Source organism: Cellulomonas jepli (genome assembly GCF_047229345.1).
GTDB lineage: Bacteria > Actinomycetota > Actinomycetes > Actinomycetales > Cellulomonadaceae > Cellulomonas_A.
Genome location: NZ_JBFTER010000119.1, coordinates 1 through 14,695 on the forward strand (window position 1 = coordinate 1; position 14,695 = coordinate 14,695).

Consider the following 14,695-nt stretch of genomic DNA (forward strand, 5'->3'; position numbering starts at 1 on the left):
GCGTCGTCCAGGTCGCGGCCGCCGACGGCGACGCCGTGCTGCCGTGGGCCGGGGCCGCGGTGTCGTTCGCGGGGGCCGGGCTCCTGGCCGCGGGCGTGCTCGGTGCCGACGGCATCTCGGCACGCCTCGCCCGCTCGACGTTCGGCTGGCGGCAGCCCGCCGTGGCGGTGCTCGCGGCACTCCTCGGCGTGGTCCCGGTGCTGTATTTCGCCTCGTGGGCGTGGCAGGCGCGTGAGGGCGACGCCGTGCGGCTCACCGCGCTCGACCGGCCCGTCGTGCCCGCGGTCGGTCAGCAGTCGCAGGCCGAGCCCGCCTCCGCGCGCGTGCTCGCGCTGACCGGCGACGCCGACGGCGTCCTCACCTGGCAGCTGCTGCGCGACGACGGCGCCCAGCTCGTCGAGGTCGCCGCGAGCGCGACCACGCGCACCGTGACCGGCCCGGTCGACGCCCCCCGGCTCGCCGAGCCCGACGACGCGACCGACGAGGTCCAGGACGTCGTCGCCCGCCTCGCCGGCGCGACGAGCGGGGACGTGTCCGGCGACCTCGCCGCGCTCGCGGTGGCCGACGTGCTGGTCCCCGCCGTGCCTGCCGCGCCCACCGGCGGCGCGGTCGACGCGGACGGGGACGACCGGGCCGCGCTCGAGCGTGCGCGCGCCGACCTCGTGGCCCGCCTCGACGCGACGGCGGGGCTCGAGCGCATCACCGAGAACCCCTCCGGTGCCATCTGGCGCGTCCAGCCGTCCGCCGCCACCCGCGGCGCCACCCCCGTCGAGGTCGTGCAGTCGTGGGCGCGGGTCGTGGCCCCCGGCGACGACCCGGCCGCGGGCGTCGCCGTCGCGTCGAACGGCAACGCGGTCGACACGCGCGTCGAGGCCGGGACGGGCGACCGGCTGCTCGTGCTCGCCGAGCGCGCGGACCCGGGCTGGCGCGCGACGCTCGACGGGCGCCCGCTGCGCGCGGTGACCGACGGCTGGCGGCAGACGTTCGAGCTCGGTGACGACGGCGGCCGCCTCGTCGTGGCGCACCGCGACCCGGAGCGGACCCCCTGGCTCGTGGCGCAGGGTGTCGTGCTGCTGCTCACGGTCCTGTTCGCGCTGCCCCTGCGTCGACGGAAGGCGGGCCGACGATGAGCACGCGCACCTGGCCGGGCCGGGTGGCCCGCGCCGTGACGGGCGCCGGGGTCCTGGTGCTCGCCGCCGGCGCCGTCCTGGGCGCCGACCGGCTCCCCGCACCCGCGCTCGTCGACGACGAGCCCACGGTGGTCGAGGTCGCGCCGCCGCGCAGCACCCTCGTGTGCCCGGGCCCGCTGATCCTGCCCGACGACACCGGCGCCGGGGACTCGGCGTTCGACCCGACCCCCGTCGACCCCGTCGAGCGTGTCGACGCGCTCACCGTCGCGGCCCCGGGCGGTGCTGCGGCGGCGGGCGTGGTCGCCGAGCTCGGCAGCGGCGACGCCGCCGGGGAGCTCGAGCCGGGGGGACCGGCCGCCGTGGTCGGGGTGCCGGACCCGGGCGCCCCGCTCGTCGTGCGCGCCGAGCCCGTCGACGGGGAGCCGGCCCGGGTCGCGGCGAGCGCGTCGGGCCTCGTGACCGCGGGCGACCTGCGCGGCCTGTCCGCCGCGACGTGCCAGCGGCCCGGCGTCGACCTGTGGCTCGTCGGCGGCAGCACGGCGCTCGAGAGCTCCGCGTCGCTCGTGCTCACCAACCCCGGGACGACGGCGAGCGACGTCGACGTCGAGCTGTGGGGCCCGTCGGGTCGCGTCGAGCTCGCGGGCGGCGCCCGGCAGGTCGTCGCGCCGGGTGCCGAGCGCGTGCTCGCGCTGCCGGCGGTCGCGGCCGAGCAGCGTCGCGTCGTCGTGCACGTCGTCGCCTCCGGGGGGTCCGTCACCGCGCACCTCCAGGACTCGCGGCTCAGCGGCTTCACGCCCGCCGGCACGGACCTGGTGGTTCCCGGGCAGCCGCCCGCGGCACGCCAGGTCGTGCCCGGGGTCTCGGTGCTGGCCTCCGCGGTCGGCGACGAGAGCCAGGCGGTGCTCCGCCTGCTCGCACCGGGCACGGAGGCCGCCTCGGTGCGGCTGTCGATGCTCGGCGCGGACGGGGTGACCGCGCTGCCGGGGACGGACGCGATCGAGCTCGCCCCGGGCGAGGTGACCGACGTGCCCCTCGGCGGGCTCCCGGCGGGCTCCTGGACGGCCGTGGTCGACGCCGACGTGCCGGTCGTGGCCGCCGCGATGACGACACGCCCCGGGCAGCCCGGCGAGCTCGACGACACCCCGGTGCTCGAGCGCGCGTGGTCGGCCGCGAGCGCACCCGGCGACGGCGGGCTCGTGGCGGTGCCGGAGGGCGTCTCCGCGACCGTGGTCGTCACCGCGCTCGCGGACGGCGACGACCCCGCGGACGGGCGACCCGTCGAGGGGGTCCTGCGGACGTTCGACGGCGACGGCGACCCGCTGCCGGAGCAGGACGTGACCCTCGAGCCGGGCCGGACCCTCGAGGTCCCCGTCGCGCCCGAGGCGGCCGGCATCGAGCTCGCGGTCGACACCGACGAGGGCGGGACGGTCCAGGCCGCGTGGGCCGTGGTGCTCACCTCCGAGAACCCCGACGGGACGCTGCTCTCGGTGCTGCTGCCCACGGCCGACGCCCCGACGGGCTCGCAGGTCCGGGTCCGGGCCGCGACCCGGCTGGGCCTCGGCTGAGCCGCACCCCGTCCGGCTGAGCCGCACCCCGTCCGGCTGAGCCGCACCCCGTCCGGCTGAGCCGCAATCCGTCCGGCTGAGCCGCAGCGCTCCCGGCCCCGGACCGCCGCGGAGCCCGCCGTGCCGCCGCGGGTGCGCTCAGCGCGCCGCGCGCAGCTCCAGGAGCTCTCGGGCCTTGAGCCCCACGCGGACCGCGACCCGCACCGGCCACTGGTACCAGCGGTGGTAGCGGCGCGTGAGGTAGCGGGCGGCGCTGCGGTGGTGCGCCGAGATCATCGTCGCGGGCCGTGCGCGCCACGACGTCCCGCCCACGTGCGTCACGCGGGCGCCCGGGACGTAGACGTTGTGCCACCCGGCGAGGCCGAGCCGCTCGCCGAGGTCGAGGTCCTCGAAGAACATGAAGTACGACGTGTCGAAGCCGCCGACGGCCTCGAAGGCCTCGCGCCGCAGGAGCAGGCAGGCGCCCGAGAGCCAGCCCGCGACGCGCTCGTCGCCCACCGCCTCCTGGCGGCGCTGGTACGCCTGCGTCCACGGGTTCGAGGGCCACACCCGGGCGAACACCGCGTGACCGGCGCCCTGCGTGAGGGACGGGAGCTCGCGCGCCGAGGGGTAGACGCTGCCGTCCAGGTTGAGCAGCGCCGGGCCGAACGCGCCCGCGCCCTCGTGCCGCCCGGCCGCGTCCACGAGCGCGTCGAGGGAGCCGGGCTCCCACACCAGGTCGGAGTTCGCGACGACGAGCCACCGCTGGGCGGCTCCCGAGGCCCCGGCGTTCGCGCCGCCCCCGTAGCCGAGGTTGGACCCCGGGACGACGACGCGGGCCCCGTGCCGCTCGGCTACCTCGCGGGTGGTGGTGTGGTCGGTGCCGTTGTCGACGAGGACGAGCTCGACGGGTGCGGTCGTCGCGCGGGCGAGCGACGCGGCGAAGTCCTCGAGCTCGTCGCCGGGGTGGTACACGACGCAGACGACCCGGAAGCCGGCGGTGGTCGCTCCGGCGGCGTCGGCACGCGTGTCGGCTCCGGGGGCAGGACGGGGGGCGGTGGGGTCGTCGGCGCTCATCGACGACACAGGCTAGTGCCCGTCGCCGTACTCCGGATCGACGTCCTCCGGCGTCTTCCCGAGCAGGTGCGCGACCTGCTCGACGACCACGTCCCGCACGAGCTCCCCGAGGTCGGCGACGTCGAGCGCGCGCGACTCGACGGGCCGGCGGTACACGACGATGCGTGCCGGGAGCCCGGCGTCCGCGGGGAAGTACCGGCCGAGCGGCACGCCGCCCCGCTCCCAGGGAGCCGGGTTCGACGGCGGGAAGTCCTCGACCGCGAACTCGGTGCCGTCGAGCTGGCGGGCCCACCGCTTCTCCAGCCGCTCGACCGAGTCGAGCACGAGCTCGTCGAAGCGCTGCGCGCGCGTGCGGTAGCCGGGCACGTCGGTCGGCAGCAGGGGGCCGCGCAGCCCGCGTCCGCGGCGGTCGCGGCGCCGGACGGGGGCCGGGTCGGGGGCCCGGCCACGGGCGAGGGAGCTCACGCTCGCACTGTAGCGGCGTGGGAGTGCCGGGCGCGGGCCCCGCGGCGGTACGGTCTGCCCTGTGAGATCCGTCCGGCAGTGTTCGCGCACGGCGTGCGGCCGTGCTGCCGTCGCCACCCTGACCTACGTGTACGCGGACTCGACCGCGGTGCTCGGGCCCCTCGCGGGCTACGCCGAGCCGCACTCGTACGACCTGTGCGTCGAGCACGCGGGGCGGCTGACCGCGCCGCGCGGGTGGGAGGTCGTGCGCCTGACGCCCGAGTTCGTCGAGACCGGTCCCAGCCAGGACGACCTGCTCGCGCTCGCGGACGCGGTGCGCGAGGCGGGCCGGCCCCGCACGGGTGCGCTGCCGGTGGTGACCGAGCCGGCGTCACGCCTGGCCCCGCCCCCGGCGGCGGAGTCCACCGCGCCGCGGCGAGGCCACCTGCGTATCCTGCGCGACGAGGGCTGACGGGCTCCGGGGGGAGACAGCATGGGACAGGGCGACACGCCCCGGCGCGGGCGAGGACGTGCGAGCGAGGAGCCGGCGCCGCTCGGTTCGCTGAGCCGCGGTGAGCCGTCGGTGCCGCGCGGGACCGAGACGTGCGCGTCGTGCGGGTCGGAGTCGCTGACCCGGCTGAGCATGGTGCTGGGCGACGGGACGGCGGTGGTCTTCGTCTCGTGCCACCGCTGCGAGCACAAGGGCTGGTACCCGACCGACGGCGACGGGACTCCGCTGACCCGCGACGAGGTGCTCGCGCGGAGCGGCAAGAAGGCCTGAGCCCCGCCGTCCCCGTCCGTCCCGTCCGTGCCGCGGCGGTCCTGCCGGACCCCCGCGCACGGCCGGTCGGTAGACTCCCGGACGTGCCTGAGCCGCGTGAGGTCGACCGTCCCGTCCCGGTCGAGGGGCGCGCGACGTCGCCGGGGCAGGGCCGGGAGAGCGGTCCCGACGAGTGGCTGCGCGAGGTCGTCGGCGGGGACCTCGCCCGCCCCGTGACCGTCGTCGTCGACGCCGCGCACGGCTCGGCCGGCCGGGCGGTGCGCGGGCTGGCGCGGGGCCACGACAGCCCTCTGACCCTGGTCCTCCTGCGCGGCGACGACGAGCCTGGCGGCGCACCCGCCCCCACGTCCGGCGACCTCCGCGATGCCGGGCTGCGCACCCGGGCCGACGCCGCGGCGTCGACGGCCGACCTGCGCGCCGCCGTCCTGGAGCACGGCGCGGACCTGGGGCTCGCGCTGGACCCGACGGGCTGCGCGCTGACGGTGCTCGACGAGACCGGTCAGCCGGTCGACGAGGGCGTCGTCGCGGTGGTCCTCGGGCTGCGCACGGTCGCCCGCGAGCTCGAGGCCGGGCGCACACCCACCGTCGTGCACGACGTCCTCGCCTCCCGCGTCCTCGACGACCTCGTGGGCGGTGCGGGGGCCGACCTCGTCCGGGTGCGCGTGGGGCGGACGGCCCTCGTGGACGCGGTCGCGCAGCACGGAGCCGCGCTGGGGGTCGGGCACGGCGGGGTGCTCGTCGTCGGCTCCGCCGGTGCGCCGGACGGCGTGGGCCGCGGTCCGGCGGACTCCCCGGCCGGGCCGGCTCTCCTCGCGGGCCTGCACGTCGTGGCGGCGCTCGCGGGCCAGCCGCACGCGATGTCGGTGCTCGCCGAGCTCTACCAGCCGTACGTCTCGACGGGCGTCCTCGTCGTGGACACCCCGGACGCCGCCGCGGCCCTCGAGCGCGTGCACGACGCGTACGTCGCCCGGCAGGGCGCGGGTCCCGTCGAGGCCGACCCGCTCGACGGGCTCACGGTCTCGCACTGGGACCAGATGCCGCAGTGGTGGTTCTCGCTGCGCGCGTCGGACGCCGGGAACCGGGTCGGGCTGCTCGTCGAGGCCGCCGACGAGGACATCGTCGAGAAGGTGCGGGACGACGTGCTCGCGCTCGTGCGGGAGGATCGGTGACATGACCGAGAACACCGCCCCCACCACCCCGACGCTCGAGCCCTGGATCCGGGAGATCCTGCGGTGCCCGGTCACGCACGCGCCGCTGGTCGACGGGCACGGGCCCGACGGCGAGCCCGAGCTGCACTCGACCGACCCGGAGAACCCGCTCGCGTACCCGGTGCGGGACGGCATCCCGGTCCTGCTCGCGGACGACGCCCGCCCGCTGCGCGACGCCTGAGCGCCCCGGAACCGGGACCACGCCGGCCCGGCGCGGTGGGCCGGCGGGGGAGCGCCCCGCGGGTCAGGACTCCGTGAGCCGTCCGTCCGCGACGGACCACCGGCGGGTCACCCGCACGGCGTCCAGCATGCGGCGGTCGTGCGTCACGAGCAGCAACGTGCCCGTGTACGACTCGAGGGCCTCCTCGAGCTGCTCGATCGCCGGCAGGTCGAGGTGGTTCGTCGGCTCGTCGAGCACGAGCAGGTTGACGCCGCGGGCCTGCAGCAGCGCGAGCGCCGCGCGCGTGCGCTCCCCGGGGGACAGGCTCACGACGGGACGCGTGACGTGCGCCGCGCGCAGCCCGAACTTCGCGAGCAGCGTGCGGACGTCGGCGTCCGGCCAGTCGGGGACCTCCCGGGCGAACGCCTCGACGAGCGGCACCGGCTCCGCGCCGGGCCCGTCCGCGCCGAGCGCGGCGCGCGCCTGGTCGACCTCGCCGACCGCGACGCTCGACCCGAGCGACGACGAGCCGGCGGCGAGCGGCGCGCGGCCGAGCAGCGCGCGCAGGAGGGTCGTCTTGCCGGCGCCGTTCGCCCCCGTCACCGCGATGCGGTCACCCGCGTCGACCTGCACGTCGAGCGGCCCGAGCACGAAGCCGGGGCCGCGCTCGGAGGCACCCAGCTCGACGACCGCACCGCGCAGCACGGCCGCGACGCTCGACCCGCGCGGGGCGGCCGCGATCTCGTAGCGCAGCTCCCACTCCTTGCGGGGCTCGGCGACCTCCTCGAGGCGCTCGATCATGCGGTCGGTCTGACGCGCCTTGGCCGCCTGCTTCTCCGAGCCCTCGCGGTGGTGGTGCTTGATGTGCTTGTCGGGGTCGCTCGACTTCCGGATCGAGTTGCGGACGCCCTTCTCCATCCAGCCGCGCTGCGTGCGCCCGCGCTCCTCGAGCGACGAGCGCCGGTCCGCGTACTGCTCGTACGCCTCGCGCGCGTGCCGCCGTGCCGTGGCCCGCTCCTCGAGGTACGCGTCGTAGCCCCCGCCGTACACCGCGACCGGCTGCTGCGCGAGGTCGAGCTCGACGACGCCCGTGACGCACCGGGCGAGGAACTCGCGGTCGTGGCTCACCACGACGACGCCCGCACGCTGCGACCGGACGAAGGTCTCGAGCCGCGCGAGCCCGTCGAGGTCGAGGTCGTTCGTGGGCTCGTCGAGCAGCAGCACGTCGAAGCGCGAGAGCAGGAGCGCCGCCAGGCCGACGCGTGCGGCCTGGCCGCCCGAGAGGCCCGTCATCGGGTGCCCGGGGTCCACCGTGAGGCCGAGGTCGGCGAGCACCTGGCCGGTGCGCTCGTCGAGGTCGGCGGCCCCGACCGCCATCCAGCGGTCGAACGCGAGCGCGTACGCGTCGTCGCCACCCGGCACGCCGTCGGCGAGGGCCTGAGCCCCCGCGTCGAGCGCGTCCTGGGCGGCGGTGACCCCCGTGCGGCGGGCGAGGTGCTGGGCGACCGACTCACCGGCCCTCCGCTCGGGCTCCTGCGGGAGCCAGCCGACGAGCGCGTGCGCGGGGGACAGCGTCACCGACCCGGCCTCCGGGGTCGCGACACCCGCGAGCAGGCGCAGGAGCGTGGACTTCCCGGCGCCGTTCGCCCCGACGAGCCCGAGCACGTCGCCCGGCGAGACGACGAGGTCGAGACCGGAGAACAGGGTGCGATCGGCGTGCGCGGCGGCGAGGCCGCGGGCGACGAGGGTGGCGGTCACCCCGAGATTGTCCCCCGTCCGGGGCGCGCGCCGGTCCTCCGGGCGGTGCGGGGGCCGCGGGGCTGGGCAGCGGCGGCGGCGTCCGGCACGATCGCTGCATGGGGGACGGGGGAGCGGGGGCGGGGACCGGCGACCGACGAGCGGCCGCGGGACCGCGTCACCGGCGAGCCGGCTCCTCAGTCGTGCTCCCTGCCGTCCTCCTGGTGACGCTCGCGCTCGGCGGGTGCGTCGGCGGCGCCTCCGGCGGGGCGCGCGCCCCAACCACGAGCGCCCCGGTGACGGGCAGCCCCAACCTCGGTGCCACCCCGACGCCGGGCGGGGCCACCACGCCCCCGACCACGCCCCCGGCACCGCCTCCCGAGCCGCCGCCGACGGTCCCGCCGGAGCCTCCCGCGCCGCAGTTCGCCGCGACGGTGAGCGAGGTCGGCCCCGACCTCGCGGCGCGCATGGCCCCGTCGTGGCGCCCGGGCTGCCCCGTGCCGCTCGAGGACCTGCGTCATCTCACGCTCACGCACCACGACTTCGAGGGCGGCGTCGTCACCGGCGAGCTCGTGGTGCACGCGGACGTCGCCGAGGGCGTCGTCGGCGTCTTCCGGACGCTGTTCGAGGCCGGGTACCCGATCCGGTCGATGCGCCTGGTCGACGACTTCGGGGGCAGCGACGACGCGTCGATGGCCGCGGACAACACGTCGGCGTTCAACTGCCGGGCGATCACGCGCGGCACCGGCTGGTCCGAGCACGCCTACGGCCGTGCGCTCGACCTGAACCCCCGCGAGAACCCGTACGTGCGCGGGACGCTCGTGCTGCCGCCCGAGGGCGCGCCGTACGCGGACCGCCCCGACCTGCCCGGCGTCGTGCACGCGGGCGACGTGGTCGTCACGGCGTTCGCCGCGGCGGGGTGGCGGTGGGGCGGGGACTGGACGTCACCGGTCGACTACCAGCACTTCTCGGTGACCGGGCGCTGAGAGGGCGGCGCTCTCAGTCCACCGGGTCCGGGACGCCGTGCGGCAGGCGCGCCAGCAGCGCGCTCTCCTCCGCCGCCCGCTGCGCCGTGCGCTGCCCGGCGGCGTGCTCGCGCGCACGCCGCTCGGCGAGCACCGCGGCGAGGAAGTACTCGGGGTGCGTCCCCACGGGCGGCAGCGGAGCGACGTACCGGCCGACCTCCGCCGCGAGCTGCGTCCCGAGCTGCACGCGCGAGGCGGGATGCAGCGTCCCGGTGCGCGCGAGGAACTGGCGGACCGAGAGCGCGAGCCCGTCGGGCAGGCGCCGCACGTCCGCCGAGTGCGCCCACGCGGCGAGGTGCGGCGGCATCGCGACGGCCGTGCGCGCGGGGGCCTTGCCGCGGACCCGCACCGCGTACGTCCCCGCGAGCACGTCACCGACGCGCTTGCCCTGCGGGTGGACGATCGAGCAGATCAGCGCGACCGAGCCGAACGTGAGCCAGAGCTCGCCGACGCCGACGAGCGCGCGGATCAGCGCCTGCCGGAACCGCACCGGCCCGCCGTCGTCCCGCACGATGCGGATGCCGGCGACGACCTTGCCGAGCGACCGGCCGCGGGTCAGTGTCTCGACGGTCGTCGGGACGACGACCGTGACCGTCGCGAGCGTCGCGATGAGGGCGATGCGCACGAACGCCTCGCTCGGGGTGAAGGACGTCTGGCCGACGATGATCAGCACGAGGACGGCGGCGACCCCGAGCGCCGCGACGTCGACGATCGACGCGAGCACGCGTGACGCGAACGACGTGGGGCGCGCGTCGAGCAGCACGCCCTCGCCCGTGACGATGCCGTCGCTCATCCCGCGTCCCCTCCTCGACCCGTGCCCATCCTGTGGCAGGGTAACCGGCGTGGACCTCGACGCCTTCACCGCGGTGCGCAGCCCCTCCTGGGCGCGCCTCGACGAGCTGACGCGCCGCCGTCGCCTCACGGGCGCCGAGGCCGACGAGATCGTCCGCCTGTACCAGGCGGTGGCGACCGACCTGTCGACCGTCCGGTCGAGCGCACCCGACCCCGAGGTGGTCACCCGGCTCTCGCAGCTGCTGGCCCGGGCCCGCTCGCTGATCGCCGGCGCGCACGAGCCCGCGTGGCGTGACGCGGCCCGGTTCCTCGTCGTGTCGCTGCCCGCCGCGCTCTACCGCATCCGCTGGTGGACGCACGCGGTCACGTTCGCGTGCGTGGCGCTCGCCGTGGTGGCGGGCGTGTGGGTCGCGACGCAGCCCGACGCGCTCGCGGCGATGGGTACGCCCAGCGAGCGCACGGAGTACGTCGAGAACGCGTTCGCGTCGTACTACGACCCGGGCGCGGGGTTCGCCGCGATGGTGTGGACCAACAACGCGTGGATCGCGGCGCAGGCCGTCGCGCTCGGCATCAGCGGCATCTGGCCCGTGTGGATGCTCCTGCAGAACGCCGTCAACGTCGGGGCGACCGGCGGCATGATGGCCGAGCACGGCAGCCTCGACGTGTTCCTCCAGCTCATCGCCCCCCACGGGCTCATGGAGCTGACCGCGATCTTCGTCGCCGGGGCGGCCGGGCTGCGGCTGTTCTGGACGTGGGTCGAGCCGGGTCCCCGCACCCGCACCCGCGCGCTCGCGGAGGAGGGGCGGGCGCTGTTCACCGTCGCGCTCGGGCTCGTGGGCGTCCTCGCGGTCTCGGGGCTCGTCGAGGGCTTCGTGACCGGCTCCGGGCTCCCGTGGTGGCTCAAGATCGCCATCGGGGCCGTGGTGCTCGCGGCGTTCTGGGTCTACGTCTACGTGCTGGGCCGCCGCGCGGTCGCGAGCCACGAGACCGGTGACCTGACCGCCGACGAGGCGGGCTACGCGGTCGCGGTCGCCGACTGACCGCCGGGCCGTCCGTCAGGCGAGCGCGACCCGGTGCTCCGCGGCGTCGTCCGCGACGAAGCGGACGAGTCCCTCCGCCTCGGCGACCAGCTCGGCGCGGGTCGCGGCGTCCACGGGTGCGAGGGGACGCACGGTGAGGGTCGCGAGCTCGCGTCGCGCGCGCACGCCGCCCGGGTCGAGCCGCTCGCGCGTGACCGCCCACGTGCCGGCCACCCGCCCGTCCACGAGCACGGTGCCCGGCGCCATGCCGTTCCTCGTCGCGAGCGCGCGCCGGTGCTCCTCCGAGACGACCCGGGTCCGGTCGGCGTGCGAGAGCGTGAGGTTGTCGAAGTCGGCGAGGAACCGGACCGGTGCAGGGGTCGACGGGTCCGGCCGCGGGGCGTCGGGCAGGTCGACGAGCTCCCTGCCCGACGCCGAGCCCGGTCCCGGCTCCGCCCGGAAGGTCACGAGCCGGGGGCGCAGACGGTCGACGACCTCCTTCAGGCCGCCGAGCCCCGACCAGGTCTGCACGTCCGCGACGCTCGCCGGGCCGAACGCCCCCAGGTAGCGCAGCGCGAGCCGCTCGAGCTCGGCCGCGCGCACGTCCGGGTCCGTGAGGTCCGGGGCGCTCGCCGCGCGGTCGTCGCCGAACCAGGCCCGCGTCGTCGTCCACGTCGTCGCACCGGACCGGCCCCACACCCCGCGCGGCGGGACCTGGACGAGCGGGAGCGTGCCACGCGCACCGTAGGCGAGGCTCCCGGGCGCGACGTCCGGCCAGCGCTCCGCGAGCAGCCGACCGAGCTCCGTCGACGGTCGCGGCTCGGCCTCGACGAGGGTCCGGGCCGCCTCGGTGAGCTCCGCGAGGTCGAGGGTCCGCAGCGCGGTGCCGTGCAGGACGTTCTGGCGCAGGTCACGCTCGTACAGCGGGGCCGTGAGGCCGGGCAGGACCAGCGCGTCCTCGGCGGTCACGAGGTGGATGGTGCCGCGCATGACCGCGATGCGGGCGACCCGGCGGTCCAGCAGCGCCTCGGACAGCTCGCCGTGCCGGAAGCCCACGAGCCGCGACCACAGCGTCGTGTACGGCGAGCGCGGCAGCTGAGCCTGGAGCCCCACGAGGTGGTCGACGAGCGCGACCGCGGGCAGCTCCGCGCGCGTCAGGAGGTGCTGGCGGGCGAGCAGCGCGCGGTTGAGGGCCGCGCGCGTGAGCAGCGGGGCGATCGCTCCCGCTGCGGCGCCGGGCGTGCGTCGGCTGGCCACGCCGTGACGCTACCGGCCGGCCCCCGGTCGTGGGGGCGGACGGCCCGTCGACCGGCCTCGGCCCGACGGGGTGCCGGCGTCGGCGTCGCACCGTCCGGCGCGCCGGGTGCGCGGCGCCGACCCGGTCAGAGCCGCCCGGCCGCCTTCAGCGCGATGTACGTGTCCGCGAGGCGCGGCGCGAGGTCGTCGGGCAGCGCGTCGACGACCTCGATCCCACGCCGGCGGAGCCGGGCCGCGACGGCGGTCCGCTCGAGCTCCACGCGCTCGGCGGCGGCCGCGTCGAACACCGCGGCGACGTCCGCGCGTCCCGTCCGCAGCTCCTCGACCTCGGGGTCGCGCACCGACGCGAGCACGACCTGGTGCCGCTCGGCGAGGCTCCCCACGACCCCGAGGAGCCCCTGCTCGACCGCGGCGGGCTCGAGGGCCGAGAGGAGCACGAGCAGCGAGCGCTGGGTCAGGCGCTCGCGCACCTGACCCACCACGCCCGGCCAGTCGGTCTCGACGAGCGTGGGCTCGACGCGGGCGAGCGCGTCGGCGATCGCGGGCATGAGCCGGGCCCCGCTCGCGCCGACGACCCGCGCGCGGACCTTGCGGTCGTACGCGAGGAGCTCGACGTGGTCGCCCGCCTTCGACGCGAGCGCGGCGAGCAGCAGCGCCGCCTCGATCGACGCGTCGAGGCGCGGGGCGTCGAGCGTGCGCGCGGCCGAGGTCCGCGACGTGTCCAGCACGATCAGGACGCGCCGGTCCCGCTCGGGGCGCCACGTCCGGACCACGACGTCGGCGCGCCGGGCGGTCGCGCGCCAGTCGATGGACCGGACGTCGTCGCCGATCACGTACTCGCGCAGCGAGTCGAACTCGGTGCCCTGCCCCCGCACCTGCACGGCCGCGCGCCCGTCCAGCTCGCGCAGGCGCGCCAGGCGGCTCGGGAGGTGCCGGCGCGACGCGAACTCCGGCAGGACCCGCAGCACGCCCGGGACGTCGAGCGACGCCTGGCGGCCGGCGAGCCCCAGCGGCCCGACGGTGCGGATCGTCACCCGGTCGGCGTGCCGGTCCCCGCGGCGCGTCGGCACGAGGGTCGTCGTCAGGCGCCGGCCGTCGCCGGGCGGCACGTCGACGGTGTGCCGGTTGCCCTGCGCGCCCGCCGACGGCTGCCACGCGTCACGCACCGTCGCGCGCAGCCGCCGCGTCCCGACGTTGCGGACCGTGAGCACCGAACGGACCTGGTCGGTGAGCCGCACCGAGGCGGGCACGCTGCGCTGCACCGCGACGAGCCGCGGCGAGGCGGCCAGCGCGGCGTCGAGGACGCACGCGAGCACGACCACGAGCGTCCACAGCAGCACCGTCCCACGGACGGGCACGACGAGGACCGCCACGACGCCGAGCGCCGTGAGCGCGACGGCCCGCCAGGTGATCGCCACGCGGCCGGCTCAGCGGGGGACGGGGACGGCGGCCAGCACGGTGTCGAGCACGCTCTCCGTCGTGACGCCCTCGAGCTCGGCCTCGGCGCGCAGCTGCACGCGGTGCCGCAGCGTCGGGTGGGCGAGCGCCTTCACGTCGTCCGGCGTGACGTACCCGCGCCCGGACAGCCACGCCCACGCGCGCGACGTCGCGAGCAGCGCGGTCGCGCCGCGCGGGGACACCCCGAGCGCGAGCGACGGGGACTGCCGCGTCGCCCGGCACACGTCGACCGCGTACCCGAGCACCTCGCGCGAGACCTGCACGCGGGCGACCTCGTCGCGTGCCCGGCCGAGGACCGCGACCCCGGCGACCGGCCGGACACCCGCCCCGGCGAGGTCACGCGGGTCGAAGCCGGAGGCGTGCCGCTGGAGGACCTCGATCTCCTGGTCGCGCTCCGGGAGGGGGAGCGTCAGCTTGAGCAGGAACCGGTCGAGCTGGGCCTCGGGCAGCTGGTACGTGCCCTCGTACTCGACCGGGTTCTGGGTCGCGATGACCAGGAACGGGTCGGGGAGGCGGCGCGGGGTGCCGTCGACCGACACCTGGCGCTCCTCCATGGCCTCGAGCAGCGACGCCTGGGTCTTGGGCGGCGTGCGGTTGATCTCGTCGGCGAGCAGCAGGTTGGTGAACACCGGGCCCTGCCGGAACGAGAACTCCGCGGTGCGCGCGTCGTACACGAGCGAGCCCGTGACGTCGCCGGGCATGAGGTCGGGCGTGAACTGCACGCGCTTGGTGTCGAGGTCGAGCGCAGCCGAGAGGGTGCGCACGAGCAGGGTCTTCGCGACGCCCGGCACACCCTCGAGCAGCACGTGGCCGCGGCACAGCAGCGCGATGAGCAGGCCCGTGACGGCGGCGTCCTGCCCGACGACGGCCTTCGCGACCTCGGTGCGGACGGCCGCGAGGGCCGAGCGCAGCTCGGGGGACGGCCCCGCCGGGGCTGCCTGCACGGGCGGGGCGTGCTGGGGCTGGTGCTGCGGGGCGGGCCCCGCGGCGTGCTGCGGCTGCGGGGCGGGCGCGGCGGCCTGGTGCTTCTGCAGGTCCGGCCCGGCGGCGTGCGGCTGCGGCG

General features: G+C 77.4%; 14 protein-coding genes and 1 pseudogene. 8 read left to right on the forward strand and 7 right to left on the reverse strand.

Features of this window, described 5'->3' with window-relative positions; translation table 11 throughout:
* Positions 1-1,130: pseudogene (locus AB6N24_RS20210) on the forward strand (glycosyltransferase family 2 protein); the annotation flags it as partial.
* Positions 1,127-2,695, forward strand: a complete 1,569-nt coding sequence (locus tag AB6N24_RS20215) for a DUF5719 family protein (protein WP_412871165.1) — start codon at positions 1,127-1,129, stop codon at positions 2,693-2,695. The pseudogene AB6N24_RS20210 and the gene AB6N24_RS20215, both read left to right, overlap by 4 nt.
* Before the next feature lie 138 nt (positions 2,696-2,833).
* On the opposite strand, the gene AB6N24_RS20220 is transcribed toward AB6N24_RS20215, so the two are convergent.
* Both AB6N24_RS20220 and AB6N24_RS20225 read right to left on the reverse strand, forming a co-directional pair.
* On the reverse strand, positions 2,834-3,751 hold the full coding sequence (locus tag AB6N24_RS20220) for a glycosyltransferase (protein WP_412871166.1): 918 nt from the start codon (positions 3,749-3,751) through the stop codon (positions 2,834-2,836).
* Positions 3,752-3,763: 12 nt separating this feature from the next.
* Positions 3,764-4,216 carry a metallopeptidase family protein gene (locus AB6N24_RS20225; RefSeq protein ID WP_412871167.1) on the reverse strand — a complete coding sequence of 151 codons (453 nt, stop codon included), beginning with the start codon at positions 4,214-4,216 and terminating at the stop codon, positions 3,764-3,766.
* Between the two features lie 61 nt (positions 4,217-4,277).
* Here AB6N24_RS20225 and AB6N24_RS20230 point away from each other — a divergent pair, with 61 nt between their 5' ends.
* The 4 genes from AB6N24_RS20230 to AB6N24_RS20245 all read left to right on the forward strand — a co-directional run bounded on the left by AB6N24_RS20230 (position 4,278) and on the right by AB6N24_RS20245 (position 6,365).
* Positions 4,278-4,667 (forward strand): DUF3499 domain-containing protein, encoded by a 390-nt coding sequence (locus tag AB6N24_RS20230; protein WP_258726423.1) that lies wholly within the window; start codon positions 4,278-4,280, stop codon positions 4,665-4,667.
* 21 nt (positions 4,668-4,688) lie between these two features.
* Positions 4,689-4,976: a hypothetical protein gene (locus AB6N24_RS20235; RefSeq protein WP_258726424.1), complete on the forward strand. Its 288-nt coding sequence runs from the start codon at positions 4,689-4,691 to the stop codon at positions 4,974-4,976.
* 83 nt (positions 4,977-5,059) lie between these two features.
* On the forward strand, positions 5,060-6,145 hold the full coding sequence (locus AB6N24_RS20240; protein ID WP_412871168.1) for a phosphohexomutase domain-containing protein: 1,086 nt from the start codon (positions 5,060-5,062) through the stop codon (positions 6,143-6,145).
* A gap of 1 nt (position 6,146) precedes the next feature.
* Positions 6,147-6,365 (forward strand): Trm112 family protein, encoded by a 219-nt coding sequence (locus AB6N24_RS20245; protein ID WP_412871169.1) that lies wholly within the window; start codon positions 6,147-6,149, stop codon positions 6,363-6,365.
* 63 nt (positions 6,366-6,428) lie between these two features.
* Here the strand turns inward: AB6N24_RS20245 and AB6N24_RS20250 are convergent, their stop codons facing one another.
* Positions 6,429-8,102, reverse strand: a complete 1,674-nt coding sequence (locus AB6N24_RS20250) for an ABC-F family ATP-binding cassette domain-containing protein (RefSeq protein ID WP_412871170.1) — start codon at positions 8,100-8,102, stop codon at positions 6,429-6,431.
* A 182-nt stretch (positions 8,103-8,284) separates the two neighbouring features.
* On the opposite strand from AB6N24_RS20250, the gene AB6N24_RS20255 reads away from it, so the two are divergent.
* A complete protein-coding gene (locus AB6N24_RS20255) occupies positions 8,285-9,067 on the forward strand; it encodes a M15 family metallopeptidase (protein WP_412871171.1) in 783 nt (260 codons plus the stop codon).
* A gap of 13 nt (positions 9,068-9,080) precedes the next feature.
* On the opposite strand, the gene AB6N24_RS20260 is transcribed toward AB6N24_RS20255, so the two are convergent.
* Positions 9,081-9,899: an RDD family protein gene (locus tag AB6N24_RS20260; RefSeq protein ID WP_412871172.1), complete on the reverse strand. Its 819-nt coding sequence runs from the start codon at positions 9,897-9,899 to the stop codon at positions 9,081-9,083.
* Between the two features lie 49 nt (positions 9,900-9,948).
* Here AB6N24_RS20260 and AB6N24_RS20265 point away from each other — a divergent pair, with 49 nt between their 5' ends.
* A complete protein-coding gene (locus AB6N24_RS20265; protein WP_412871173.1) occupies positions 9,949-10,938 on the forward strand; it encodes a stage II sporulation protein M in 990 nt (329 codons plus the stop codon).
* A 15-nt stretch (positions 10,939-10,953) separates the two neighbouring features.
* Here AB6N24_RS20265 and AB6N24_RS20270 read toward each other — a convergent pair whose 3' ends face one another.
* From AB6N24_RS20270 to AB6N24_RS20280, 3 genes are all read right to left on the reverse strand, one after another.
* Entirely contained in the window at positions 10,954-12,174 is a 1,221-nt protein-coding gene (locus AB6N24_RS20270) for a winged helix DNA-binding domain-containing protein (protein WP_412871174.1), read from the reverse strand.
* 125 nt (positions 12,175-12,299) lie between these two features.
* Positions 12,300-13,592 carry a DUF58 domain-containing protein gene (locus AB6N24_RS20275; RefSeq protein ID WP_412871175.1) on the reverse strand — a complete coding sequence of 431 codons (1,293 nt, stop codon included), beginning with the start codon at positions 13,590-13,592 and terminating at the stop codon, positions 12,300-12,302.
* Positions 13,593-13,601: 9 nt separating this feature from the next.
* Positions 13,602-14,576: an AAA family ATPase gene (locus AB6N24_RS20280; protein ID WP_412871176.1), complete on the reverse strand. Its 975-nt coding sequence runs from the start codon at positions 14,574-14,576 to the stop codon at positions 13,602-13,604.
* Positions 14,577-14,695: the final 119 nt, after the last annotated feature.